The following is a 25,494-nucleotide window of genomic DNA, read 5'->3' as shown; positions in this document are numbered from 1 at the left end:
TAGTCCTTCCGGGCATGACGGATCGACCGGCGGCAGGCCGGCTGATCTTCTATAGGGAAGATGGGAGAGGTCTGGGAGGGTCAGGGCGTGGGCAGGCCGGCGGCGACCTGACCGAGGGCGTCGCGCAGCAGTTCCTCGAACGGTGCCGGCGCATCGCCGTGGAGCCACAGATTGATGGCCGCGAGTATGGCGGCGCCGACCGTCCCGGCGACCAGGTGCGGATACAGATCTCGATCGGCATTGGTGCCGGTGCGCTCGGCGACCGCCGCGGCCAGCGCTTCCTGCGCGGCCGTGTGGGCCTTGAGGAACTCGCCCTGGTGCTCCGGGTGCTGGCTCATCAGCTTGACACCGGCGATCCAGCGCTCGTCGGCCGGACGCTCGGCCTCTTGCATGCCAAGCGCGAACCGGGCGAACACGGCGTTAGTGATGGCCTCCCACAGGGGTTCACCGTCCGGCCTGGACCTCAGCTCGTCTGCGATCTGCACCGCTCGGTCGAAGTGCCTGGCCGCGATCGCCTCCCCCTTGCTGGAGAAGTAGTTGTTGAACGTGCGGTGCGAGACACCCGCCTCGGCGGCGATGTCCTCCACCTTGACGTTGTCGAAGCCACGCTCGACGGTCAGCTTGATCGCCGCCCAGCTCAGCGCAATCCGGGTTTCTTCCTTCTTGCGCTCTCTCAGCCCCATGCGAATACTCTACACAAATTTGCGAGCCACGCAAAGATACGAGCCACGCAAAGATGCGTGCCTCGCATCTATGCGGCGGCCTTGCTCGATATCTCTTCCTCGGGCCACCACATCGAGCGGCTCGGCCGCGCGCACTCGCCCGCCCGGCACCTCGATGGCTTCCTCACCGATCTGATCCGAGGGCAAACAGGGTGTTGGGGCGTTCACGAGTAGGTCTGGCCTGGAGTAATGGAGGGGTTGAGAAGATCGCTTCCTGAAATGAGAAAGATCGTTTCCCGGGATCAGCCGAGCACAACACGAGGTTGCGCTGACGCCGCCAACAGGTGCGTCCCTTACGTCGTGGCGGCCCGGAAGCCGAGGGCGACGAGTACCACCGCCGTCACCCTGCCAGCTGCCCGCTTGAAGCGGGCCTGGTGCAGGATGTGCGCCCCTTGGTGAATAAGCGCCGTCCAGGTCAGCAGCCACACCGCCATCAGCAGGGCATGGGCAGTGGCCAGGGTGAGGATCTGCCCGCCGAAGGGACGCCCGGGCAGGATGAACTGCGGGACCAGGGTCAGGTAGATGGAAGCCGCCTTCGGATTGAGCACGTTCGCGAGCAGAGCTTGGGTGTAGACGGAGCCGATCCGTTTCGGCTGATCCGTGAGTGTGGAAGGCGGGGGCAGGGTGGTGGAGCGCCAGGTCCACAGGCCTAGGCCTATGAGGTAGACCGCGCCGATGAGTTTGACGGCAGTGAAGGCCTGGCTGGAGCGCATGACCAGCGCCGACAGACCGGCGACGGCCAGGGTCGCGTGGGCGTACAGGCCGCTGACCGTACCGAGGATGACGGGGAGAGCCCGGCGGCGACCGTCGGTTGTGACGTGCTGAATCAGCAGGGTCAAACTGGCGCCCGGGGTAGCGATGATGGGCAGGACCGCCAGGAGGAACGCGGCGACCGCGTACGGGTGAATCATGCCTGGAGCACGACGCGGTAGTGGGTGGTCAGGCGGTGGTCGTCGTCCAGGATGTGGAAGGCGAGGCCGGGCGGTTGCTCGCGGTCGGCGGGCTGGTCGCCCTCCCACGGCAGGCGCAGGGTCCAGGTGACGGCCGGTGCGACGATCAAGGGGCGGCCGGCGAAGGTGGAAGCGGCCGCGGTGTGAGCGTGGCCGGTGAGCACGGCGACGACCTGCGGGTGGGTGTCGAGCAGCGCGGCCAGGTCGCCGGGCGACTCCAGCCGCCCGGCGTCGGGCAACGGGTGGTGGAGTTCGACGGGCGGTTGGTGGAAGGCGATCAGCGCGGCCGCGTCCGGGGCGAGCCCGTCGAGAGTGGCGTGCATCCAGGCGAGGGTTTCGGAGTCGAGGCGGCCCTCGTCGTGGCCGGGGATGGTGGAGTCGCACATCAGGATGGCGGTGCCGGCGATGTGGTGCACCTGGTTCACGGGTCCGGGCCCGGGTGACTGCCGCAGCAGTGCCTTGCGATATGCGGGGCGGGCGTCGTGATTGCCGGGGCAGGTGAGCACGGGGAAGGGGGCGGCCAGGATCTGGGCTGCCTGCTCGTACTCGGCCTCCTCTCCGTGATCGGCGATGTCGCCGGTGACCAGCAGGGCGTCGATCGGGTGGGGCAGGGCCAGCAGGTAGTCCATGACCTGGGTGGCGCGCTGGGTCGCCCTGTCGGTGCCATCAAGGTGCAGGTCGCTGATGTGGGCCAGCAGCAACGTCATCGTGTGATCCCTCACTAGCCATCTAATGGTTAAATAGGATTTAGCGTTAGGGACCATAGGGTATGGAGCGGACGTAAGCAACCAGGAGGATCGAGTGGAACGCTGGCCGGCCCTGGAACTGGCGAGCACGATTCGCCACGACGGCAACGGCGGTGTCGCCGACGATCTGGCAACGGTGCAGAGCACGGCCCGCTGGATCCACCAGCAGGCCGACTTGCTGGGCGGCCACGTCGATATCGCAGGACTCTCGATGGACGAGAGGCTGAGGGGCGAGATCGTCGGGCTGCGCCGGGCCGTGCGGGCACTGTTCGCGCAAGCGGTCAGCCCGGCACCGCCAAGCCGGGCCGACGCCCACCTGCTGGTGCCCGTTGAGCAGGCGCTGGCGCACCTCAACGCGGCGGCCGCCCGTGAAGCAATCGTCCCGCAACTTGACTGGCCCGCGGGCGGGGCACCCCGTACGGAAGTGTTGTCGACCGAGCGCGACGCAAGTGTCCAGCTGATCGCAGCCCTGGCGCGGGCCGCCATCGATTTCCTGAGCGGTCCGCGGCGTGAGCAGTTGCGGGCCTGCAACGCACCGCGCTGCGTACGCTACTTCGTCAAGAGCCACGGACGACAGGAGTGGTGCAAGCCGTCATGCGGCAACCGCGCCCGGGCTGCACGCCACTACCAGCGCCACAACGCCACGACTGCCCGAGATCTGCCCGGGTCCTGACCGCCTCGGGATCTTCCCCGTGGCGACCAGTGGGGTGTTCACGAGTGGGTGTGACCTGGGATGCAGCAGCGACCTGGAAGATCGCTTCCCTAGATCGGCGTGATCGTTGCCCAGGTCGGATGGGCTGCTCGTCTCGGCGCGGCAGGCTTGACCGTGGTTACGAGGTCCGGAGCCGATCCTCTTGATGGTCGTAGCAGTGCAGACCGGGTTGGACCCGCAACGTGGACCGCGTACGCCGAGGTTTCCGCCGCGCGACTGTACGCCATCGGGACGTGGATATAGGGGCCTGCCGCGCCCCTGATCAGCGGAGATGCTGCCTAGGGAATATCGTCCTCATCCGCCTCGCCCTCTTCTGGCCAGCGCCGCAGGAGCCGCTCCACGAATTCCGCGATCAGGAGCGGCGGCGCAATCTTCACGTCCGCTTCGAGGTATTGGTCGTACAGGGCGACATGCGTCCCTCCCGCTTCTCGATCGTTTGCGGGACGCTCCCCCTCGTGGCGAGGGACGTGGCCTAGTGGTATCTCTCGTGCTCGTACCTATCGCCCATTTCTTGATACCGGCTGCTGTGCTGATCCCGGGAGTGGGACCGTACTAGTAAGTGGAGGGCCGTGAGAGATGCCTGTTCGCACCAGCAGGTTGGCGCTGCCGGTGTAGCCGCGCTCGCGGATCTCGGCCAGCAGATGAGTGACCGGCACGCCGGGCTCTTCGGCAAGGCGTCGGCGCAGGTCCTCGCGGTCGTACCTTTGCCTCCCGCCGATCGGGTGGCTGCCTGTCCCACGTCGCCCCCAAGACGCGGGCAAGGCAGCCTGCGGCGTTAGGCGGGCGGGTCGTCCGAGCCGCGTTGGCTGGCAGACAGGTCAGGCTTGTCGTCGGTCCAGCGGGCTTTCTTGATCGCCACGAAGACACGGGCTTCCTTGATGGTCGTCACGAACGCCAGCGGCTCCCCCGTAGCCGTGTTCATGATGAGCCGGCCCTCCCCATTGCTATGCGGGAGGCTGACGGCCTGGCCGGTGCGGCCCAGCGGGTCAGTGACCTCGCCCTCTGCCTTCACACCGGGCAGCGAGGCGAGCATGCGAAACGCCGCCGCCCGCACATTGGGCGGAGCGGGAACATCCATGATGATGTGCGTGCCGGTCTGGTAGAGCTCGGCGTTCACGTCCACGTGCGCGTATTCCGCGCCCCACTGCTTGGCGATGACCGTCTTCAGGTAGTCCCTCAGGCCGTCGGGGGTCGTCGGCAGTTCGCTCAGCGCGGCCCGCGTCATGGGCTTGCCCACCGACGAGTCGGTTTTGTCGCTGTCCACCCGTGTGGTCACGGGCTCGCCCGGCTTGCTCTGCAGCGTCACGCTCGGCGTCTTGAAGGACTTGCCGCGCTTGGTGACGGTTGTACCCGGGTAGGTCCAGCTGTGCGGAGAGCCGGCCGCCCGCCACGCCTCCTCGTCCTGCGGCGTCGCCGGTTTGATCCCCAGGTTCTGGTTGATGAACCAGGTGGGCTGGCCGGGTACTTGAGAAACCCACGTCTCCAGCAAGGTGGTCATCTCAAGGGTGTATTTGCCGCCAGGTTCGACTCGCTGCTTGCCGGTAACGCTGTTGCGGACCCAGTACGCCCCGTCCGCAGGTGTCTTCGCGGCCGAGGTCGCGGCCGCCAGGAGGACCTGCTGGGCCGACAGCTTCTTGATGGGCTGTACGGACGGCGCCTGAGCGGCGGGCCGCGTACCCGGCGCTCCTGCCGAGGTTCCCGACGTGACCACAAGGGTCACGGCCGCCGCGGCGCCGAGCAGGCCGACGCCGAGAGCGGTCCATCGGGCCGTCCGCATCGCCCGGCGTTTGTCCTGGTGGACAGGGGTTTCTTCAGTCATCTCAAGGCTCCTCAGGTTGGCTGGCTTCGGCGTACTGGCGAAGGCGGTGGCGAGCCGGGTCCGGCCGTCCGCCACCACCTCGGGGGAAACGGGCGGTGCCGAGAGCAGCTCCCGGATCGCGGTCAGGTCATCCATCTGCTCCTCCAAACATGGGATTGACGCCGCCGAGGGCGGCTCGCAGCTTCTTGCGGGCCCGGTTGAGCCGGGATCCGACGGTTCCCGGAGGTATGTCGAGGGCCTGCGCGATCTCCTCGTAACTGAGCTCCGCCAGCGCGAGGAGCACCAGCACGTCGCGGTCGGCATCTGGGATCGCGCCCAGGGCGGACGCGAGTTGCTCCTGCACGCCTGCGGCCGTCAGACGGCGAGCGACCAGATCCTCGTGCCCGGCGTCGACCGCGTCGACCACGTCCTCCGCCGCCGTACGACGCAGGGTCTGCAGGTGGCGCGACTCGCTTCTGCGGTGCTGCGCGACGACGTTGGTGGCGATGCCGTACAGCCAGCCGCGGACGACGCCACGGTGCGCGTCGAAGCGTGCGCGGCCGTGGAATGCCGCCAGGAAGATCTCCGCGGTCAGGTCGTCGGCGGTCTGCGTGCCCAACCGGCCGGCGACAAATCGATGGATCTCCGCGAAATAGCGGTCGTAGAGCGCCTCGAACCGCTCGGGGATGCGGAGGGACTCCTTGAGCAGGTTCGCGTCCTCGGTTTCTCGCGGAAGATCGCTCACATCCTGTAACGAGCTCATACGAATTCCTCCACTCCTCCCTGCGGGAACGCTTCGCGGGGTCGCGTGGCTGTTGTGGTCGGTCTTCGGATCACATCTCTACTTGGCGAAACCTCAGATTCTTCTTCACGCCCCTACGGCCGCTCCTGTTGGTGCTTTGGCCGGGAAGTTCACCGGCGGGATCCACGCAGGCTCCGGAAGAACTGGGCGGCGCTGGGGCGGTTCACCTCGGCCAACGTCGGCGGCGAGGCGAACGTCGTGACCGGCTCAGCGCCGTGCATTGGCTACCCGGCCACCTGGGCGGGGCATGAGAGCAGAGCTGCCTACGCACCATGTCACGCCCGCTGGACCGGCTCCGGCTGGCAGGGCGGCACCCTCGAATCCGACCGGGCCGGCGCCCCTCCTCACCTCATGGCTGCCGGTCAAGCGAGCCCGCTCCTGGCCCCAGCCCACTACAAGTAGCTCTGAAGACGTTCGCTGACTCGAGCCCTGAGCCCTTTGGAGTACGCACCGCCAGCCGATCGCATCACTGGCAGCCCTCATCCAGCCTGACCAGCAAAAAGGCCGGTCCATGATCTGGAACCGGGCCTTATCCGTTGGTGGGGTGTTCACGAGTAGGCGTGACCTGCACCGAGTCCGGGTGGGTGATGATCGCTTCCCGGGTCGGACGTGATCATTTCCCGCCGCCTGCAGCGGTTGGTCACGGTCGTGAAAACTCAAACCCCGGTACTCCTCGCGTGCGGCGAGGGGTACCGGGGTGGTTCTGGGTGGACAGTCGGCCTGGGCTCTGGCTGTGCCGTCAGGCGGCGGATCTCAGCATGAGGGCGGCAACAACCGGCACGAGGTACAGCAGCGGGTAGGCGACAGTCGCGTAGGAGCGTGCCCGGAGCACAGTGATGACGGCCCCGACGAAGTACAGAACCAGGCCGATTCCGGCCAAAGTGCCGATCACGGGCACGAACAGGCCGACCAGCAGGCCCGCTGCCCCCGCAGCCTTGGCGGCACCGAGCCAGGGCCACCATGAGCTCGGGACACCGTACGCTGCCAGCGGTTGGACGACCCACGCTGCGCGAGTGAGGATGGCGTAGGCGGAGAAAGCCACCCAGGCGGCGGCGAGAACGGTGACGATAACGTGAACCATTTGGGCGCTCCTTGCTTCGGTGACGCTGGGCCGGGGCCGCAGCGGCGTGATCGGTGAGTCCGTCACTGCCTTGACCCGGCGTCATACAGCGATGTGACCGACGGCGAATGTGATCTGCGTCATATGCGAGGAGCCCGGCGGTTGGGAGGTGGATCCAAGTGATCCCACCTCCCAACCCCTCAGTCGAGGACTGCCAGATTGAGTCGATCGAGACGATCGGGTTCTGCGATGACGTCGATGGCGGTGATGAGGTCGTCGACGATCGTGAACGTGAGTGCCACACGCAGGTGGCTGTGGAGAGCCATCACGAGGCCAACGGCGCCGTCGATGAGGGCGGGTCCGGTGAACTGGGCCCGCTGCATGGCGGCCATCGCGCCCTTGGCGACGGGCTCGGCTCCGTGGACCACGACAGGCTCGGCGGTCAGCATGACGGCCTTGTCCGCCCGGAGCATGACATCGGGGTGGAGCAGCGTGATCAGAGCTTGGAAATCCCGGCCGCGGGTGGCGGACAGGAAGGCTTCGACGATCTCCCGCTGGCGGGTCAGATCGACGTACGGCGCGGGTGCGGCACCCTTGACGCGGCGGCGGGCACGGCTGGCCAGTTGCCGGGCCGCCTCCGGTGATCGCTCCAGCATGGGAGCGATCTCCTCGAAGGGCACGGCGAACAGATCGTGCAACACGAAGGCGAGCCGCTCAGCCGGACTCAGGGTGTCGAGCACCACCAGCAGCGCCACCCCCACCGAGTCGGCCATCACCACCTCTTGTTCGGGATTCCCAGTGAGCGCAGGGCCCAGCAACGGATCAGCCGCCTGGATGTCCAGCGGTTCCTCGTGGCGGTTAGCACGCGAGCGCAGCATGTTCAGGCACACCCGAGCCACCACCGTGGTCAGCCATCCGGCAATGTTCTGCACCTGGCTGACATCGGCGCGGCTGGCGCGCAGCCAGGCGTCCTGAAGCGCGTCGTCGGCCTCGCTCAGCGATCCGAGCATCCGAAAAGCCACCGCGCGGAGATGCGAGCGATGCTCGGCGAACCGCTCTGTCAGCCAAGGATGTTCGTCCACGTCACATACCTCCGTCAACCAGCGTCAAAGGAGAACGATACTTATCGACATAGCGACCCATAGAGGAGTCATGACGTACGCCTGACACCGTCAAGCTGCAGGCGCTTGGCGATGATCGATGTTCGTGATCAGGTCACCCTGGCAGAGCCGACTGACATTTCCGCAGGGGGTTGTCCGGTGAGCGGCGGCTGCGGTGAGAAGGATCTTGCGTTCGGCAGTGACTGCTAGTGCCTTGCCATTTACAGCATGGAGTTGCGGGACTGCATGGCGTGAACGCGCCGCGCGAGTGTGACTTCGGAGCCGGCATCGGCATGCCCAGCGACGCGAACTCCGACCTCCACCAGCGCCCTGACATCACCCGGGCCTTCCCGGACACCTGCTCCGCGGCTCCCAAACCAGGACGAAACCGATTCGGAAACCCCCGAAACGACGAGATCCCGCCTGATCGCAATGATCAGACGGGATCCCGTCAACCTCAGTCCAGCCGTCTCAAGAACGGCCCCTGGTGGAGATGAGGGGATTCGAACCCCTGACCCCTTCGATGCGAACGAAGTGCGCTACCGGACTGCGCTACATCCCCATGGACTCGACCAGATTAGCAAACTCCCAGCAGTCCTCGCGCCATCCATTCGCTCCCCGCTCAGTCTCCAACCGCCCGCCGAGGCGGCTCCGCGTACTGATCGAACAGCACATCCCCCTGCCGGGCCGCGAGGTCGATGATCTCGGCCTGTGCCTGTTCGGCTGCCAGCTCCGCCACCCGCCGCTGCTCACGCAGCCGTCGAGCGCGGGCCTGGAGCACGCGATCGCGCCGTTCGCGGTCGACCTGCACCGCGATCCGAAGGAACGTCATATATGCCAGCATGATGACCCCGGCGGGCGCGACGCTCCACCACGGGATCACCTTGACCGCGGCGGTGACCACCGAGGCGATCACGAGCAGGGCGGTGAAGAAGAGGAGCCGCCGGCGCCGGGCCACGATGATCGCGCGGCGCCTGGCGCGGAACTGCCGTGGATCGACCCGCTCGAACTCAGGCGCGTCCTCGTCGCTCTGCTCCACCAGATCGGCGGGCTGCTGCGAGAGGTCTGGCAGCTGGTGTTCGCCGGTGTAGTACTCCTCGAGCTCCACCAGCTCGGCGAGGTTCGTCTTGTCCCTGCGCAACCACATCGGGACCAGGACACACAGCCACATAACGACGATGGCAAGGTAGAGGAGGATGCTCACGGCGACCTCCGGGCACCACAAAAACGCCTGCGTGCTGCTGGCGTCTTCGATGTGCTCACGTCACGCACCGTAAGACCGCGTGTCACTAATTGACGAGCATTCGGTGCGGTGTGTCGCGAGATCGTCAAACCTCTTCTACTGGAGACCCACCATGAGCGGCTGACTCACGCGCGCGACGCCACTGTACGAGCAGCCCGCCGGGTGCGTCCTCGACGGTCAACGCGTAGCAAATGTGGTCGCGCCAGGCTCCATCGATGTGAAGTTGACGACGCCGAATGCCTTCTTCCCGGAATCCGAGCTTCTCAACCACCCTGCGGCTGGCTTGATTCTCGGGGCGGATGTTCGCCTCCAGCCGGTGCAGGCCGGTGGTGAAGAAGCAGTGGTCGACGGCCATCGCGAGTGCGGTCGGGGTGATGCCCTGGCCGGCCAGCGCGCCGTCGATCCAGTAGCCCACCTGTGCGGAGCGGGCCGAGCCCCAGACGATCGCGCCGATGGTGAGCTGTCCCGCGAAGCGGCCACCGTACGTGACGACCCAGGGCAGCGCGAGGCCCTGCCTGGCTTCGCGGCGCAGGGTGCCGACCATGGAGATGTACGGGCCAAGACCCGTTCTGAACAGGGGAGTCTCCGGATTACTGGGCTCCCAGGGACGCAGCCACTCGGCGTTGCGCAACCGCGTCTCTCGCCACACACGTACGTCGGCCAGCCGCAGCGGTCGCAGGCCTACCGGGCCCTCGTTGAGAACCGCCGGCCAGCCACGAAGTCGATCCACATCTCTCATCATCCCCCTATCGGGCACGATGTCGCCACGGATCAATAGTGGTGACTCTCCGCACGCTAAGAGCGCGGGTGATCGCCGCCGCGAATCTGATCGACCGCGTGCTGAAGAACGGGAGCCAGTACGGCCACGCCATCCCGTACGCCTCCGGAGGATCCGGGCAGATTGACGATCAACGTGTCACCGGCCTGGCCCGCGAGACCACGGGACAGGATCGAGGTGGGCACTTTGTCGCGGTTCGCCTGCCGGATGGCCTCCGCGATTCCGGGAATCTCGCGGGTGATCACCCGGGCCGTCATCTCCGGCGTCAGATCGGTCGGTGTCAGCCCGGTCCCCCCGGTCGTCACAATCACCGCGTACCCCTCCGAAACGCCGTCAAGGAGTGCGGCCTCGACCGCCTCCCCATCGGGCACCACGACGGGCCCCTCCACGGCGCACCCGGCCGCCGAAAGCAACGAAACCAGGAGCGGTCCCGATTTATCGGCGTAAATCCCGGCTGACGCGCGGTTGGACACGGTCACCACGAGCGCGCGGATCACCGCGTCCACAACCCGGTCTTGCCGCCCACCTTCTCCTCCACCCGCACGTCGGTGATCACCGCGGCGGGATCGACCGCCTTGACCATGTCGATCAACGCGAGCGCCGCCACGGACACCGCCGTCAGCGCCTCCATCTCGACGCCGGTACGGTCGGCCGTCTTCACCCGGCAGGTGATGGCGACCCCCCAATCCTCGACATCGAGCGACACCTTGACCCCGTGCAGCGCGATCGGATGGCAGAGCGGGATCAGGTCGGGCGTCCGCTTGGCGCCCATGATGCCGGCGATCCTCGCCACCCCGAGCGCGTCACCCTTGGGCACCTCACCCGACCGCAGCAGCTCCACCACCGCGGACGACAGCAGCACCCGCCCGGTGGCCGTGGCCGAACGCGCCCCGACCTCCTTGCCGGACACGTCGACCATGCGCGCCGCGCCGGTCTCGTCGAGATGGGTGAACTCCGTCAAAGCCGGATCACCTCCACGACAGCCCCGGAAGGCACCTCGGTCACGTCCTCCGGTACGACGATCAGCGCGTTGGCCGAGGCCAGCGCGGCCAACTGGTGCGAGCCCTGCCCGCGCACCGGCGACACCGTTCCGTCGGACGACAGCACGCCGCGCAGGAACGACCGCCGCCCCGCCGGTGACCGCAACGGCTCGGCGACCTGGGCGGACAGCGTTTCCGGCGGTCCCGCTGGCAGGCCGCGCATCTTCGCCAGCGCCGGCCGTACGAAAAGCATGAACGAGACGAACGACGAGACCGGGTTGCCGGGCAGCGCGAAGATCGGCACCTGGTCCTCGCCCACGACGCCGAAGCCCTGCGGCATGCCGGGCTGCATCGCGACCTTCTCGAAGTCGACCGTGCCGAGCGGCGTGAGCGCCTCCTTGACCGGCTCGTAGGCGCCCATCGAGACGCCGCCGCTGGTGACGATCGCGTCTGCGCGTACGAGCTGCGCGTCGAGCTGGTCGAGGAAGGCGGCGGGATCGTCACCGACGGTGGCCGCGCGGAAGCCTTCGGCGCCGGACTCGCGTACGGCGGCGGTCAGGGTCACGCTGTTGGAATCCCAGATCTGTCCTGGCCCTAGGGGCAGGCCGGGTTCGACCAGTTCGGCGCCGGTCGACAGCACCACGACGCGCGGACGCGGGCGTACCAGGACGCGGCGCCGACCCACCCCGGCAATGATGCCGAGCTGCGCGGGCCCGATGACCGTGCCCGGTTTGAGGACGACCTCACCGGCTTGTACGTCTTCGCCCGCCCGGCGGATGGCGTTGCCTGCGACGGCGGCGCGGTCGATCGTGACGGAGACGGTCCCGCCGTTCGTCCACTCCACCGGCACCACGGCGTCGGCGCCCGCGGGCAGGGGCGCCCCTGTCATGATGCGTACGGCATGTCCGGGACCGACCGCTCGCAGCTCGCTCGATCCGGCGGCCACGTCGTCGATCACCGGCAGCGTGACCGGGACATCGACGACATCACACGCCCGTACGGCATAGCCATCCATCGCCGAGTTGTCGAACGGCGGCAGCGGCACCGGCGAGGAGACCTCCTCGGCCAGCGTCGTGCCCAGGGCCTGTTCCAGGTCGAGTTCGAGTGGAGCGAGTGGACGCACGGTGGCCAGGATGTGGGCCAGATGCGCGTCAACTGATTTCATCGAGGAACTCCCGCAACCACGGCACGAACTCAGGCGCCAGGTCGGGCCGGTCGGCCGCGAACTTCACGACCGTACGCAGATAGTCGAGTTTGTCGCCGGTGTCGTAGCGGCGGCCGCGGAACAGCACGCCATGGACCGGCCCGCCCTCCTCAGAGCCTCGCGCGGCGAGCGTGCGGAGCGCGTCGGTGAGCTGGATCTCGTCGCCGCGGCCCGGCGGGGTGTTCTCGAGGACCTCGAAGACGGCCGGGTCGATCACGTAGCGGCCGATGATCGCCCAGTTGGAGGGCGCCTCGTCCACCGGCGGCTTCTCGACGAGGTCGGTCACCTGTACGACGTCCGGCTCGGAGGTGGGCTCGATCGTGGCCACGCCGTAGAGCGAGACCTGCTCCTTGGGCACTTCCATCAGCGCGATCACGCTGCCACCGTAGGTGTGGCGCACCTGGATCATGCGTTCGAGCAGCTTGTCGCGGTAGTCGATGAGGTCGTCGCCGAGCAGACAGGCGAACGGGTGGTCGCCGACGTGCTGCTTGGCGCAGAGCACCGCGTGCCCGAGCCCCTTCGGCTCGCCCTGCCGTACGTAATGCAGGGTCGCGAGGGCGGCCGGGTCGCGGACCTGGGACAGCCGATGTTCGTCGCCCTTGGCCTCCAGCACCTCTTCCAGCTCGAAGGCGCGGTCGAAGTGGTCCTCGATCGAGCGCTTGTTCTTGCCGGTGACCATGAGGAGGTCGAGGAGCCCGGCGGAGGCCGCCTCCTCGACGACATACTGGATCGCGGGCTTGTCGACGATGGGCAACATCTCCTTGGGTGTCGCCTTGGTCGCCGGAAGGAATCGGGTGCCCAGACCTGCGGCGGGCACGACGGCTTTCGTCACAGGGTCGAAGTCAGCCATGAGTAGACCCTAGTGGAGGTATCTGTGGACAAGATGAAACTGCGCCGTGAGCTGCTCGCGGCACGTGGGTTCCTCTCCCCGGAGCAATTGCGGGTAAACGCCGCGAAGGTTCGCGAAACGCTGCTCGATCAGCCGTGGGCGCAAATGGCTGGGCTGGTGGCCTGCTACTGGTCCACGGGGGCGGAGCCGGAGACGCACGGGCTGGTGTTCGCGCTGTGGAAGCACGGCGCGACCGTGATCCTGCCCGTGCTGCGGGAGGACGACGACCTCGACTGGGCGGTCTATGACGGCCCCGACACGCTGGCGCCCGGCCGTTTCGGCATCATGGAGCCGGTCGACACCCGGCGCGGCGTCGACGCGATCCGCACGGCCGCCCTCGTGATCGTCCCCGCTCTCGCCGTGGACAGGAAGTCAGGGGTACGCCTCGGCCGCGGCGGCGGCTCGTACGACCGCGCCCTGGCCAGGGTGGGACCGAACGTCCCCACAGTCGCCCTCCTGCACGACGGCGAGCTGATCGACGACGTCCCGGCCGAACCACACGATCAGCGGGTGCGATGGGCAGTCACACCCAGAGAACTCACTAGGCTTATGTGAACGAAACACACAGGAGGGGGCCAGATGACACTTGATGTCTGGCTTCTTCTGGGTGCCGCCATCGTCATCGCGGCCATCGCCTCCGTCCGCATCGCGCATCGCACCGGCCTGCCCAGCCTCCTGCTGTTCCTCGGTCTGGGCTTGGTCCTGGGCGATTCCGGGGTCGGCATCCCGTTCAACAACCCGGAGCTGGCCCAGCAGATCGGCCTGAGCGCGCTGGCGGTGATCCTGGCGGAGGGCGGTCTGACCACCAACTGGAGCCATGTGCGCCGTTCGGTGCCGCTGGCCCTGATCCTGGCCACCCTGGGCGTGGCGGTCAGCATCGTGGTGGTGGCGCTGGCCGTACAAGGGCTGCTGGGGGTCGACCAGAACGCCGCGCTGATCCTCGGCGCGGTGCTTGCCTCCACCGACGCCGCCGCCGTGTTCTCGGTGCTGCGGCGGTTGCCGCTGCCGTCGCGCCTGGCCGGCGTGCTGGAGGCGGAGTCGGGCTTCAACGACGCGCCCACGGTGATCGCGGTCATGCTGCTGAGCAGCGCCACGCACTCGTCGCCGACGCTCGGCTCGTTCCTGCTGCGGACCGGGACGGAGCTGCTCATCGGTGCGGCGGTCGGCCTGGCCATCGGGCCCGCCGGCGCGTACGCCCTGCGCCGCGTCGCCCTGCCCGCCTCGGGCCTGTACCCGATCGCGGTCCTGGCGCTGACCTTCGTCTCGTACGGCGGCGCGGTGCTGCTGCACGGCTCGGGCTTCCTGGCCGTGTACCTCACGGCGCTGATCCTGGGCAATTCGCGGCTGCCGCACCGGGCGGCGACCAGGGGGTTCGCGGAAGGGGCCGCCTGGCTGGCGCAGATCGGGCTGTTCGTGATGCTCGGACTGCTGGCCAGCCCCAAGGAGCTGCCGTCGGCGATCGTGCCGGGCCTCATCGCGGGAACGGTCCTGGCGCTCGTGGCCAGGCCGCTGTCGGTGATGATCAGCTCGCAGGTGGCCCGGCTGCTGCGCCTCGGCCGGACGAACTGGCGCGAGCAGACGTTCCTGTCCTGGGCAGGACTGCGCGGAGCGGTCCCCATCGTGCTGGCGACCATCCCGTGGGCCGCCGGCGTCGAGGGCTCCAAGGAGATCTTCAACGAGGTCTTCGTGATCGTGATGGTGTTCACGCTGCTGCAGGGGCCGACGCTGCCGTTCGTGGCCAGAATCCTCGGCGTGGCCACTCCCGGGGAGGCGCACGACCTGGAGGTGGAGTCGGCACCGCTGGAAGAGCTGAAGGCCGACCTGCTGCAGATCAAGGTGCCGCCCAGCTCCCAGCTGCACGGCGTCGAGATCTTCGAACTACGCCTGCCGGCCGGGGCCGCCGTCACGCTCATCGTCCGCGACGGCAAATCGTTCGTCCCCTCGGGCACCACCCGGGTCAGGGCGGACGACCAGCTCCTCGTGGTCGCCACGGCGGCCTGCCGCGACGAGGTCGAACGCCGCATGCGGGCCGTCAGCCGCCGGGGCAAGCTGGCTGGATGGTACGGAGAACGCGGTTCGGAATAGACGTTTGACCTAATCGGTTACCATTAGCAGTCGCATCGCTCGAGTGCCAGAACTTGAAGGAGGAGCGCGTGCCGACCTACCAGTACGCCTGCAACGACTGCGGTGACCAGCTCGAGGTCGTTCAGAAATTTACCGACGATGCGCTGACCGTGTGCCCGGCCTGCCAGGGGAACCTACGTAAGGTGTTCTCCGCCGTCGGGATCGTGTTCAAGGGTTCGGGCTTCTATCGCACGGACAACCGGGCCTCGTCGGCTGCTTCGTCCGCCTCTTCTTCGTCGTCCAACGGGAAGTCGGGCGAGAGCAAGCCCGCCGACTCGAAGCCGTCCGAGTCTTCTTCGAAGTCGTCCGAGTCGAAGTCCACGACGTCCCCCGCCCCTGCTGCCGCATCCGCCTCCAAGTAGGCACTCGCCGTCAGGCCCTACCCTGTGGCGCTCTGCGCTGCCCCGTCTCTCGCGGGCAGTCGGTGTTGGCGCCGAGTAGGGCCGAGGCGACTCGTTCGACGAGTTGCTCCAGTTGTTGGTTGGGGCCCCAGTCTGCGACGAGCCTGCTCAAGCCCTCGGATGAGCACCGCAACATCCTCAGAGCGGCCCGCTGCCCCTCCTCCGTCAGCCGAAGCGAATCCCCGTCCGGCGACCGTTCGACGAGGCCATCGGCTATCAGCTGGTCAGCGAAGGGGCGGCCTTGCTCCCTGCTGACGTTCGCGCGCTCCGCCAGGTCTGCGGCCTTGACCCAGCCTTCCCCGCCGAGCCGCGCCAGGATCCAGACGCCTTGCGGCGGGACGTCGGTCAATCCGGCCAAGTCGCCCAGCCGGTCGTAGAAGCCCCTGCGCAAGTTGGCGTCCGCCAGGCGTACGAGACCCCTCTCGACCTCCTCCAGCGATGACCGCTCCGCCGAGGTGCCCCCCATGACCTCGCCCAGGTCGGTCGCCTTGGTCGTCTGCCTGAGGCGCTGCTGTGGAATCAGCCAGCTGATCAAGAAGGCGACGAACATGACCGGCGCCGCCACCCGGAAGACGGCGGCGATCGCGTCAGCGTACACATGCAGGAAGTCTGCCACGAGCGCCGGCGGCAGCCGCTGGATGGTCGTGGGATCCTGCTGGACGCGCGCCGGATCGAAGCCCGCCGGCAGCCTGGTCGTGGCCAGCAGCGCACGCAGGTCGGAGTCGAGCCGGGCGGTGAAGACCGAGCCGAGCGTGGCGACGCCGAACGACCCGCCGATCATCCGGAAGAACGTGGCGCCCGAGGTGGCCACGCCGAGATTCTTGAAGTGCACCGCGTTCTGCACGATGATCACCAGCACCTGCATGGTCATCCCCAGCCCCACGCCCAGGACCAGCAGGAACAGCCCCAGCCTCAGCAGTGTGGTGTGCTCGGTCAGCGTGGCGAGCAGGAGCAACCCGACCGTGGCGATGCCCGTGCCCGCGATGGGCAGGAAGCGGTATTTACCGGTCCTGGCGATGATCTGACCGCTCACGATGGACATCGTGAACATGCCAGCCATCATCGGCAGCAGATACACCCCGGACAGAGTCGCACTAACCCCGTGAACCACCTGCAAATACAGCGGAAGGTAGATAAGGGCCCCGAACATCCCGAACCCCACCACGAACGCGACGAGCGACGACATCGAGAACGCCCTGAGCCCGAACAGCCCGAGCGGCAGAACCGGCTCAGCCGCTCGTCGTTCGGCGAACAACCACCCGGCGAGCAGGGCGACGGCCGCCACCCCGAGCCCGATGATCACCGGATCGGCCCACGGATAGATGGTGCCGCCCCAGGTGGCGATCAGGACCAGGCAGGACGTGGCACCGCCGAGCAGCACGATGCCCACATAGTCGATCTTGTGTTTGGTCCGCGTACTGTCTCCGGGCAGCACGGTCGCGATCACGAACAGCGCGACCGCCCCGAGGGGCAGGTTGATGTAGAAGACCCAGTGCCAGCTGAGATGGTCGACGAACAGACCGCCGAGCAGCGGGCCCACGATGCTGGCGAGCGCGAAGACCCCGCCGAAGAACCCCTGGTATTTCCCCCTGTCGCGGGGCGACACGACATCGCCGACGATCGCCTGGGCCAGCACCATGAGGCCGCCGCCGCCCAGACCCTGGATCGAGCGGAAGAGGATGAGCTCGCCCATGTTCTGGCTCAGGCCGCAGAGCGCCGATCCGATGAGAAAGATGACAATCGCCGCGAGGAACAGCCTTTTACGGCCGTACTGGTCGCCCAGCTTCCCCCAGAGCGGCGTGGAGACCGTCGAAGCGAGCAGGTAGCCCGTCACCACCCACGAAAGCTGCTCCAGGCCGCCGAGGTCACTGACGATCCTCGGCAGGGCGGTCGACACGATCGTCTGATCGAGCGCCGCCAGCAGCATGCCGAGCATAAGCGCGACGATGATCAGGCCGAGACCCCTTTGGCGCATGCGAAGATACTACTCTTCGCACACGTGTACTAACGCAGTGAAGCAAGTTATCCACAGAACGCCATTCAGGCCCTGCTCCCCCTCGATCGATGCCGCTAATCTCGGCGCCATGGTCACTCGTGCAGACATCGGCGTTATCGGCGGTTCGGGCTTTTACTCCCTGCTCGACGACGCGGAGGAGATAGAGGTCGCCACCCCTTACGGGCCACCCAGCGACGTGGTCACGGTCGGGCGCATCGGCGCGCGCACCGTGGCGTTCATCCCCAGACACGGACGGGATCATCGCTTTCCACCCCACCGCATCCCTTACCGGGCCAACCTCTGGGCACTGCGCTCCCTCGGCGTCCGCCAGGTGCTCGCGCCCAGCGCTGTGGGCTCGCTCCGGATCGAGCACGGACCGGGGGCGATCGTGATCCCCGATCAGCTCGTCGACCGTACGTCAGGACGAGTCCAGACCTACTACGACATCGACGGCGCGGTCCACGTGTCGTTCGCCGACCCCTACTGCCCTTCGGGCCGCTCCGTGGCCGTGACGGCCGCGCAGGCGGGCGGCTGGGACACGGTCGACGGCGGCACACTCGTGGTGATCGAGGGCCCACGCTTCTCCACCCGGGCGGAGTCACGATGGTTCGCGGGCAACGGCTGGACGATCGTCGGCATGACCGGCTTCCCGGAGGCCGTGCTGGCCCGCGAGCTGGCGCTCTGCTACACATCGCTGGCCCTGGTGACCGACCACGACGCCGGGGTCGAGGCCGGGGATGGCGTGACGCATGAGGAGGTGATGGAGTTCTTCGCGCGGAATGTGACGCGTATGCGGACTCTGGTCGCCGACGCTGTTCAGGCGCTGCCGGGCGAGCGAACGTGCGCGTGCGGGACGGCACTCGACGGCATCAAGCTCCCGTTCGAACTGCCATGACCTGGAACGACGCGACCGCCGCCGAGACCATCGGAAGCGGACCCCTCAGAGGCGGAAGCATGACCGGGAACAGCCCGGACGCCACCCGCACCATCAGGGGCCGGACCCGCAGCGACGGGAACCTCACGAGCGTGACCAAGAACGGCACGAACATGACCGGAGCATCGTGGACGTGAACGGGAGCTCCGCGGCAGGGACCACGGCCGCAGCCGGGGCCGGGTGGACGCGACTCGCGCGTCGCCAGCCGCCCGGGCGGCCTGGACGACCTGGCCGGCTCGGCCCGCTTGGGCGGCTCGGGCGTCGTCGCCGGCTGGTCGCCGCAGCCGTCGCAGGCTTCGGCGTCCTATCCGCATATATCGCCCTACGCCCCACCCACACCCCCTCAGCACTGGTCGCGACCCACGACCTCTCCCCCGGCGTCCTCAAGCCCGGCGACCTCCGCCCAGCCGCCCTCACCCCACCCCCATCCGGCGCGGTCCGTTCGGGCGCCATCGGCCGCGTGCTGGCCGGCGCCATGCGCCGTGGCGAGCCCCTAACCGACGTACGCCTGCTCCACTCGCTCCCCCTGCCACCCGGCACCGTGGCCACCCCGGTACGCCTCGCCGACCCCGACACGGCCCAGCTGATCGCCCCGGGCTCGACGATCGGCGTCCTGGCGGCCTGGGAAGGCCAGCCGGCCCAACTGGTAGCCGACGACGTCACCGTCGTGACCATCCCCAAGGCCGACGACGACCACGGCGCCCTGATCGTCCTGGCCACCACCCCGTCCCAAGCAACCCAGCTGGCCGCCGCCCAAGCAGGAGGCCGGCTGTCCATCACCATCAAGCCTCACCTTAAGTAATAACTCAACTACACTTTCAGATCATGAGCGGATTCAAGAAGTCCCTCATGCAGGGGAACGTCATCGACCTGGCCGTAGCAGTGGTCATCGGCGCGGCCTTCAATTCCATCGTCAACTCGTTCGTGACCCACCTGCTCACGCCGCTGATCTCCGCCTTCCCCCCGACTTCTCAACCCTGAAGTTCACAGTCGGCCGTTCCAACTTCATGTACGGCGAGTTCATCAATGCCGTGATCTCGTTCCTACTGATCGCGGCGGTCGTCTACTTCCTGGTCGTCAAGCCGTACACCCGCTACAAAAACGGTGCCGCCACCAGAGAGGAGATCACCCATCGGAGCTGCCCCGAGTGCCTATCCGAGATCCCGAACGCCGCCACCCGCTGCGCCCATTGCTGCGCCGAGGTCGCCCCCGTCTAAAGAACCGAGTCGATCTTCGGGTCGTACTCCCAATGCCACGGCTCGAACGGACTGCTGTACGCCCAGGACGGATGGAACCACCCATACTTCTTGGAGTTGTTCTCCATCCACACGAACTCCACCGACCGGAACCGCTCCACCCCGCCACAAAGGTCAACAGCCAGCCCGAGACCGTGGTTGCTCCGCCCCGGCACCGCCGCGAACCCCGGCCGCCGATAGTAAACCGACTGCTGCTCAGCCAGACTGCGGTACGCGTCAGTCACACACATCTGCTTGCCGAACCGCCGCCTGTAGGCCTCATTCAAGCTGACAAAGGCGATCGTCGCATCAGCCCTGAGGCTCATCCCCTTCTGCTGCAACGGACACAACATCGCCTTCGGGATCAACCCATTCGGATACGAGTTAGCCGTCGCCGCCCGCAGCGGATTGCACCCCAGCGCCGCCCGCCCCACCTTGTCAACCTTGATGCCCAACTTCACCAGCGCCGCGGTCAACGACTTCACGATCTTGTCGGACCGCTGCCTGAGCGTGTCGATCTCCGCCGCCATCTGCGCCTCAGCCAGCAGATTCGACGCCCGCAGCTCCTGCGCCTCGCCGGCCAGCCGCTCGGTCTCCTTGTAGAGCGTGCTGGTCTGCTCAACCACCTGCTGCCGATTCGCCACGATATGAGCGGTGCTGGTCATGGCCCGCAACGTCCCCGCATCAGCATCACCAGACAGGAACGGCGCAATCCCATCGCCCCCGACCGGCTGCTCGTACAGCAACTCAGCCATCTGCGACACCGGCTGCCGAATCACGGCAAGCTTCTTCTCCGCCTCCTGCAGGGCGTTCAGCTTGCCCGTCAGTTCCTTCTCAGCGGTGGCGATGTCGTTACGACGCTTCTCCAGCGCCTTGGTCGCGTCCTCAAGCTCCTTGGCCGACTTCTCGGCCTCCTTGCGGAGCTCGGTAAGGCCCGCCGGATCCCGCCGATCGGCATGCGCGGGAGCGGCCATAGGTAGCCCGAACAGGGAAGTCATGGCCATGACAACCGCGATCAGACCCGCTGACCGAGGGGATGGCACTGTCGACTCCTCCGTTTGCAACTCTGTTACCAGGGTCCGGCACGCACGTTACTACAGCCCCTGGAGTGCCCGGACCGAACTCTGAAGAGCTGTTATGACGTGTAAGAACCACTTTGTACGCCCACCACCCCTCCCGCCTGCCTTCATACGCTTGTCACCCCAGGTACGACGGGTACATCTCAGACAGACAAGCACACCCTTACTGCAGACCCATCTGAACGGACATTCAACCCACACCCCGGGCGCCGGGGCGCATGATCGACCATGGGCACTCACGGAGGCCACTTCGACGTCCACGGACGCTGAGGCAGTCAGTCAGACAGGCAGGCAGGCAACTGCCGCACAACTCACACTTGCCTCAACGCGCACTCGGCTTCATGGGCATGCCTCAGAGACGGCAGCCGAGCCCGCATCCACACCGAAGCACGGACCATATGGCGGACACCTCCACGAGCCACGCACCGCGCGAACGACAACCCATCTCGGAGGACATCCCAGACCGAGCCTCCATCCCGTACACCGGCAGCTATGCACCACAACCCTCACCCACGCCAGCGTCACACCCGGCCCCCCGAAGCAACCCCAGCACTGCACCGAGACCCGACAAGCACCACATCCTCAGCGAACACATCAAGAAGGCCACCCCTCCCCCACGTCAGCCCCACCTCCCTCAATCGCCTCCTGACCATCAGCCACCTCCTGTCTCTCATTAACATCCCGCCCGGGCCGCCGCTCATGCTCCCGACACACATCCCAAAGCCACGTATCCACCCACTCCCCCGCACACGCCCGCTCCTTATGCACAGGCTCGGCCGCACGCCGTTCCACAACAACAGGCGCAGAAGGCACCACCACGTCCGCCTGCTCCGGCGGCTCCGGCGCGGGCGCGACAACCCGCACAACCGCCGGCACCACCCCCTCGTACCACCGCTCAGGCCGAGCAGGCGCAGGCACCAAAACCGGCTCAAACGCCATCCGAGCCACGACATCAACCCGCATCCCCTGCTGCGCCGCCGCCCGCTCGTACCCGGTGAGTTCCCCCGCCAACAACCCCCCAGCGAGGATCCCCGGCGCCGACACAGCCGCAATCAACACAACAGGCCGCCTACGCACCTGACTACGTCGCCTTCTGGTCACAGACCGACGCTATCCACGCGGGACGAGCAACAATCTGATCGCTTGCCATGCCTTTACTGCAGCTCAGAGCACCCATGACCCACCCCACCAAACTCACCCCCGCCCGACGTCCCACGCACTGCCGTAGTTTCGCTAGGCTTACGGAGTCCGCCTCCGTAGCTCAGGGGATAGAGCACCGCTCTCCTAAAGCGGGTGCCGCAGGTTCGAATCCTGCCGGGGGCACCAGGTCCTACCAGTAGTGCAGCGCCTCTGACCAGCGGTAACAAGCGTTAGAGGCTTCCTGAAGTATCCGGTGGTGTACGACTGCCGTCGATCGCTTGCGGCCAGTTCTTCCCAATGCCCTCCCACAACGGCGTGAACGTGGGGAGGCATTGGACTCTCTACATCGCCGTCAGAACCGCGAGTTGGCATCCCCTCGATACGGCACCGCCAACTCCGATGTCCCACAACCCGCGGTTTCTGCTGGCGTATTCCACCCAAGGCTCTTCCGGAGCCTTGTGTCTAGTCGAGCGCCATGTCCGCCAGCTCGATGAACGGGCTCTGTAGCGAGCGTCAAGGAACGGCTGCTCCCAACACGCTCGGCGCGCATTAAGCCGTTCTCCGGTGGACCGGTAGATCGCGCCAGCGCGCCAAGCACCTGTGCTAGGAAGGTCTGCCAGCAGCCGCAGGTAGGGCAGATCAGGCTGGCTCAGCACCACCACCGGGTATCCAAGCATCCGTCAACGCAGCAGCGGCCGCAACCGTGCCAGTTGTGGCCATACACACGCGTCTCAGTCCCCAGCCTGGACACCGACCGGGCCTTGCTCGCGTGCCCGGATCTGCTTGTCCTCGTTTCTCACCTCTTCACGACCGGGGGCGCCTCTGAGAACGTTGTCCGCGTCCCACTCAATCGTCACCACCCACAACCTTTACAAGTCCGGCGATCTCCCATCAGGATCCCCCGGTGAACCCATAATCTAGACAGGCTTGGGCGCCGGTGGCGAGGAAACCCGCCAGAGCAGCATGAACTGCTCCAACGCATGCTCGTACAGTAGACCGCCCTTGCCTGCGACGACGCAGGGGGAGTTCCGGCCATGCCCGCGTCCCACGTACAACGTGAGGTAAACGAGTCGGTCTGTGACGACGAGACGGCCGGTGTGTGGAGCGTCGAACAAGCGCAGGGCGACGGCGGGATTCCGGGCGGCTACCGCCGTCAAATAGTCGATGTTAGCTGAGATCTGCTTGGCGAGTAACTCCTGCTCGAACCCGGGGTCACTCTGGCGCAGCTCCTGCTCGCGGACGTAGACCCACCTGCTCACCAGATCGGGCAGCAGCACCTGCACTGACTCGAGATGCTCGTTGTTGCCCTGCCATAGAGGCTGGAAGCTGTCGCGGGTCAACTCGTTGCCACGTGGTGCGAGGACCCGCACCCAGCGGGCCTCGCGCAGGTCCGCGGCGAGATCAATGTTGGCTACCTTCTGCTGGGCATATACGCGCAGCAGGCCGGTGCCAGTCACCTTGGCTAGTAGTCTCGTGAGCGTTCTCCTGGGCCAGGAGAGGCCGAGCCATCCAACGACTACGGCGACGACAGTGGCGGCCAGCGAACTGATCACGCCGATGGCAAACTCACGCACGGGCTGCCTCCTGCATCGATCGGACCACGTAACATCGTCCTCTGATCGACTCAATCAATCCAGCTTGTGGGGGCACCCGCCTATAACGGGGTTTCAAGTGGACGGCTCTCTTCTGATCGGAGCGGGTAGTACGTTCCCCCATTTCGGCCCTGCCGCTACTTGACCCCGACCGACCGTAACGGGATCATGCCTTCTCCAGCGTCCGCATATCGGGCCGTTTACTGACCGCTGAGATCGAACGCATCCAGTCCGCGCACATAAATCTTTTATCACGCCTTTCTCCACAGGTGCAGTTGCACAGAAACAGACTCGTCATCAAATCCCGTGATCCTCATGTAAGCAACATGAGTTGCCTGGAATTCTACGCAGACCTGCAAGCCCACCTGCAGTTGCTCATTTGTGATCGCCGAGTACGGCGACAAAGCCATTGTCTCCAATTTAGAGACGCAGCCATCACGACTGATTGGCTTTTGTTCGCTCCAAAAAGCTGCAATATTTCCATTGCCAATCTTTAGCCCTTCTCCTGTACGAGCTATATTGGCACCCTGATTTTCCGTATCAGGCACAGGCCGATCACCTTTAATCCTCACTCCCTGTCGATGAATGATCAGAGGCCCATTCCAGATAGAACCCGCAGGAGGGGCCTCGAGCGCGTTGCCACTTCCATCATAGAAGGACGACGGAGCCGCCTCAGTTCTCGCAGCGGCAGGGCCGGGCGTACTCTCCGGCACCATTTTAACTATCAATGCCACTACGGCAATTATGGCCAATCCTAGGACTATGCCTTTCCCCAGAATCCACTTAGTGGAAAATTTTCCCGCATCGGACTTGATTGCATGAGGCACTTGCCCAGCGAGTGTGAGAGCGAAGGCGGCCGCGCGCGCCACAGCTGTGTGCTGCCAGCCATCCTTATCGGCGTAGTGCTTCTCGCCGTCGGTGAGGTCACTGATACCTCTGACGGTGAGGACAGGTAGAGAACGATTGCAATGGGCCGCGTGAGCTGCGCCCGCGCTTTCCATCTCGATGGCCGCCGCGTCGTTGTAGTGCTGATGCAGTTGCTGAGCTAGTGGCGCTTGACGAGAGTTGAGGACGACATCGCCAGCCGCTACGGGTTTGAAGTGCACCTGCACCTTGCGGTCACGCGCATCAGCCGGTATGCGCTCTACCCAAATGTCGGTACGGGCAATGTGTCTGGCGGCCTGCACCAGCTCATGCGGGGCCTCCCAGCCTCGCGGCCGTGCATAAAAGCCTCCGTCTTCGGCTTTGCCGCCCTGAAAATCATAAATCTTAGTGCCCACCACAACGTCGCCCAGGGCAATGTCGTCCTTGAGAGCACCGGCGACGCCAACGAACAGCAAGGCCGCTGGGCCGTATTGAGCGATGGCCCGCTCGGCGATCACGGCGGCGCTTGTGTTGCCCTCACCCGTCACGGCGAGCACGATCCGGCATGTGAGATTCGGTACGTACCCGACCTCAAACAGCGTGCCGGAATCATGCTGCTCCGTCGCCAAGTCAGTCAGGTGAGCTCGAATGGCACTATATTCGAGGTCTAGCGCAGTCAGAATAACGACCGTCTGACCATATTTTGAGTGCTCCATGAGTCCCTCCCGCTCCACTGATTGCCCCGGCTCGAGCTTAGCGTCAGAGGCCTTGCCAATCATGCGGTTGTCAGGAAATTAAGATAGTTCGCTTATGACGGGACTTGTTGGAGCGAGATGCGGAGAGCGGTGGCAGCTGAGAGGGAGGCTCCCGCTAAGGGAGAAGTTGACCAATGTCCGATGCCCCGACCGGGAGCCTTGTTGCTGTCTTATCGCGCCTGGATTCCGCTGTTCAACCACACCACACAGGTTGAATTCGTAGAGTCGGTCATGGCTTTGTCGGGGTATCGAGGGTGAGTCCGGTCTGGGCCAGGCAGCCGGTGAGCAGGTGGGGCCGGTATTGGATCTTCTTCAGCTTGCGTTTGACGATCCGGACGAGACCGGCCAGGTCGGTGACAGCGAAGTTGGTCATGGCCCGGCGGAGCAGAG

General features: G+C 66.3%; 25 protein-coding genes and 2 tRNA genes. 9 read left to right on the top strand and 18 right to left on the bottom strand.

What is annotated here, in order from left to right; all coding sequences use genetic code 11:
- Positions 1-80: 80 nt before the first annotated feature.
- From KLK06_RS57880 to KLK06_RS57870, 3 genes are all read right to left on the bottom strand, one after another.
- Positions 81-683, bottom strand: a complete 603-nt coding sequence (locus tag KLK06_RS57880; RefSeq protein WP_214644454.1) for a TetR family transcriptional regulator — start codon at positions 681-683, stop codon at positions 81-83.
- Positions 684-1,015: 332 nt separating this feature from the next.
- A complete protein-coding gene (locus tag KLK06_RS57875) occupies positions 1,016-1,633 on the bottom strand; it encodes a LysE family translocator (RefSeq protein ID WP_214644453.1) in 618 nt (205 codons plus the stop codon).
- Positions 1,630-2,379: a metallophosphoesterase gene (locus KLK06_RS57870; RefSeq protein WP_214644452.1), complete on the bottom strand. Its 750-nt coding sequence runs from the start codon at positions 2,377-2,379 to the stop codon at positions 1,630-1,632. Before KLK06_RS57870 ends, KLK06_RS57875 begins: the two co-directional genes overlap by 4 nt.
- Before the next feature lie 94 nt (positions 2,380-2,473).
- Between KLK06_RS57870 and KLK06_RS57865 the strand changes: the two genes are divergently transcribed.
- Entirely contained in the window at positions 2,474-3,091 is a 618-nt protein-coding gene (locus KLK06_RS57865) for an ABATE domain-containing protein (RefSeq protein ID WP_214644451.1), read from the top strand.
- Positions 3,092-3,905: 814 nt separating this feature from the next.
- On the opposite strand, the gene KLK06_RS57860 is transcribed toward KLK06_RS57865, so the two are convergent.
- The 11 genes from KLK06_RS57860 to galU form a co-directional block, all read right to left on the bottom strand.
- The gene (locus KLK06_RS57860; RefSeq protein ID WP_214644450.1) at positions 3,906-5,084 is read right to left on the bottom strand and encodes a CU044_5270 family protein; all 1,179 of its coding nucleotides are present in this window, start codon (positions 5,082-5,084) and stop codon (positions 3,906-3,908) included.
- A complete protein-coding gene (locus tag KLK06_RS57855) occupies positions 5,077-5,691 on the bottom strand; it encodes an RNA polymerase sigma factor (RefSeq protein ID WP_214644449.1) in 615 nt (204 codons plus the stop codon). The genes KLK06_RS57860 and KLK06_RS57855 overlap by 8 nt, the downstream gene beginning before the upstream one ends.
- Before the next feature lie 778 nt (positions 5,692-6,469).
- Positions 6,470-6,811: a DoxX family protein gene (locus KLK06_RS57850; protein WP_214644448.1), complete on the bottom strand. Its 342-nt coding sequence runs from the start codon at positions 6,809-6,811 to the stop codon at positions 6,470-6,472.
- 179 nt (positions 6,812-6,990) lie between these two features.
- Positions 6,991-7,872 carry a sigma-70 family RNA polymerase sigma factor gene (locus KLK06_RS57845; protein ID WP_214644447.1) on the bottom strand — a complete coding sequence of 294 codons (882 nt, stop codon included), beginning with the start codon at positions 7,870-7,872 and terminating at the stop codon, positions 6,991-6,993.
- 503 nt (positions 7,873-8,375) lie between these two features.
- Positions 8,376-8,452: transfer RNA gene (locus tag KLK06_RS57840), tRNA-Ala, on the bottom strand.
- A gap of 60 nt (positions 8,453-8,512) precedes the next feature.
- Positions 8,513-9,094: a hypothetical protein gene (locus tag KLK06_RS57835; RefSeq protein ID WP_214644446.1), complete on the bottom strand. Its 582-nt coding sequence runs from the start codon at positions 9,092-9,094 to the stop codon at positions 8,513-8,515.
- A 124-nt stretch (positions 9,095-9,218) separates the two neighbouring features.
- Complete coding sequence (locus tag KLK06_RS57830; RefSeq protein ID WP_214644471.1) at positions 9,219-9,872, bottom strand: GNAT family N-acetyltransferase; 654 nt, start codon at positions 9,870-9,872, stop codon at positions 9,219-9,221.
- Positions 9,873-9,928: 56 nt separating this feature from the next.
- Entirely contained in the window at positions 9,929-10,408 is a 480-nt protein-coding gene (locus KLK06_RS57825) for a molybdenum cofactor biosynthesis protein B (protein ID WP_214644470.1), read from the bottom strand.
- Positions 10,405-10,830: a cyclic pyranopterin monophosphate synthase MoaC gene (moaC, locus tag KLK06_RS57820; RefSeq protein ID WP_246650747.1), complete on the bottom strand. Its 426-nt coding sequence runs from the start codon at positions 10,828-10,830 to the stop codon at positions 10,405-10,407. Before moaC ends, KLK06_RS57825 begins: the two co-directional genes overlap by 4 nt.
- Before the next feature lie 38 nt (positions 10,831-10,868).
- Positions 10,869-12,056, bottom strand: coding sequence for a gephyrin-like molybdotransferase Glp (gene glp / locus KLK06_RS57815; protein ID WP_214644444.1), 1,188 nt, complete (start codon positions 12,054-12,056; stop codon positions 10,869-10,871).
- Complete coding sequence (gene galU / locus KLK06_RS57810; protein ID WP_214644443.1) at positions 12,043-12,945, bottom strand: UTP--glucose-1-phosphate uridylyltransferase GalU; 903 nt, start codon at positions 12,943-12,945, stop codon at positions 12,043-12,045. Before galU ends, glp begins: the two co-directional genes overlap by 14 nt.
- 24 nt (positions 12,946-12,969) lie before the next feature.
- Between galU and KLK06_RS57805 the strand changes: the two genes are divergently transcribed.
- The 3 genes from KLK06_RS57805 (at position 12,970) to KLK06_RS57795 (ending at position 15,470) form a co-directional block, all read left to right on the top strand.
- Complete coding sequence (locus KLK06_RS57805) at positions 12,970-13,539, top strand: 5-formyltetrahydrofolate cyclo-ligase (RefSeq protein WP_374197212.1); 570 nt, start codon at positions 12,970-12,972, stop codon at positions 13,537-13,539.
- 24 nt (positions 13,540-13,563) lie between these two features.
- A complete protein-coding gene (locus tag KLK06_RS57800; RefSeq protein WP_214644442.1) occupies positions 13,564-15,069 on the top strand; it encodes a potassium/proton antiporter in 1,506 nt (501 codons plus the stop codon).
- Positions 15,070-15,137: 68 nt separating this feature from the next.
- Positions 15,138-15,470, top strand: coding sequence for an FmdB family zinc ribbon protein (locus KLK06_RS57795; RefSeq protein ID WP_214644440.1), 333 nt, complete (start codon positions 15,138-15,140; stop codon positions 15,468-15,470).
- Positions 15,471-15,480: 10 nt separating this feature from the next.
- On the opposite strand, the gene KLK06_RS57790 is transcribed toward KLK06_RS57795, so the two are convergent.
- Positions 15,481-17,484 (bottom strand): MFS transporter, encoded by a 2,004-nt coding sequence (locus KLK06_RS57790; protein ID WP_214644438.1) that lies wholly within the window; start codon positions 17,482-17,484, stop codon positions 15,481-15,483.
- Between the two features lie 109 nt (positions 17,485-17,593).
- On the opposite strand from KLK06_RS57790, the gene KLK06_RS57785 reads away from it, so the two are divergent.
- The 4 genes from KLK06_RS57785 to KLK06_RS62900 all read left to right on the top strand — a co-directional run bounded on the left by KLK06_RS57785 (position 17,594) and on the right by KLK06_RS62900 (position 19,656).
- Positions 17,594-18,400 carry an S-methyl-5'-thioadenosine phosphorylase gene (locus KLK06_RS57785; RefSeq protein ID WP_214644436.1) on the top strand — a complete coding sequence of 269 codons (807 nt, stop codon included), beginning with the start codon at positions 17,594-17,596 and terminating at the stop codon, positions 18,398-18,400.
- A gap of 172 nt (positions 18,401-18,572) precedes the next feature.
- A complete protein-coding gene (locus tag KLK06_RS57780) occupies positions 18,573-19,241 on the top strand; it encodes an SAF domain-containing protein (protein ID WP_308169029.1) in 669 nt (222 codons plus the stop codon).
- A 23-nt stretch (positions 19,242-19,264) separates the two neighbouring features.
- Positions 19,265-19,420, top strand: coding sequence for an MscL family protein (locus KLK06_RS62905; RefSeq protein WP_308169028.1), 156 nt, complete (start codon positions 19,265-19,267; stop codon positions 19,418-19,420).
- Positions 19,421-19,446: 26 nt separating this feature from the next.
- Positions 19,447-19,656: an MscL family protein gene (locus KLK06_RS62900; RefSeq protein WP_308169026.1), complete on the top strand. Its 210-nt coding sequence runs from the start codon at positions 19,447-19,449 to the stop codon at positions 19,654-19,656.
- On the opposite strand, the gene KLK06_RS57770 is transcribed toward KLK06_RS62900, so the two are convergent.
- Positions 19,653-20,678 (bottom strand): M15 family metallopeptidase, encoded by a 1,026-nt coding sequence (locus KLK06_RS57770; RefSeq protein ID WP_214644434.1) that lies wholly within the window; start codon positions 20,676-20,678, stop codon positions 19,653-19,655. The two genes, KLK06_RS62900 and KLK06_RS57770, sit on opposite strands and share 4 nt — an antisense overlap.
- A 1,325-nt stretch (positions 20,679-22,003) precedes the next feature.
- Between KLK06_RS57770 and KLK06_RS57765 the strand changes: the two genes are divergently transcribed.
- A tRNA-Arg gene (locus KLK06_RS57765) sits at positions 22,004-22,079 on the top strand.
- A gap of 731 nt (positions 22,080-22,810) precedes the next feature.
- Here KLK06_RS57765 and KLK06_RS57760 read toward each other — a convergent pair.
- Both KLK06_RS57760 and KLK06_RS57755 read right to left on the bottom strand, forming a co-directional pair.
- Positions 22,811-23,467 carry a hypothetical protein gene (locus KLK06_RS57760; protein ID WP_214644432.1) on the bottom strand — a complete coding sequence of 219 codons (657 nt, stop codon included), beginning with the start codon at positions 23,465-23,467 and terminating at the stop codon, positions 22,811-22,813.
- A gap of 269 nt (positions 23,468-23,736) precedes the next feature.
- Positions 23,737-25,065: a 5'-methylthioadenosine/S-adenosylhomocysteine nucleosidase gene (locus KLK06_RS57755; RefSeq protein WP_214644430.1), complete on the bottom strand. Its 1,329-nt coding sequence runs from the start codon at positions 25,063-25,065 to the stop codon at positions 23,737-23,739.
- Positions 25,066-25,494 lie beyond the last annotated feature (429 nt).

The sequence above is a fragment of the Nonomuraea sp. NEAU-A123 genome, from assembly GCF_018603905.1.
In the GTDB taxonomy this organism is placed as follows: Bacteria; Actinomycetota; Actinomycetes; order Streptosporangiales; family Streptosporangiaceae; genus Nonomuraea.
The sequence above is the reverse complement of the archived record's forward strand: the minus strand, read 5'-3'. Positions and strand labels throughout refer to the sequence as shown.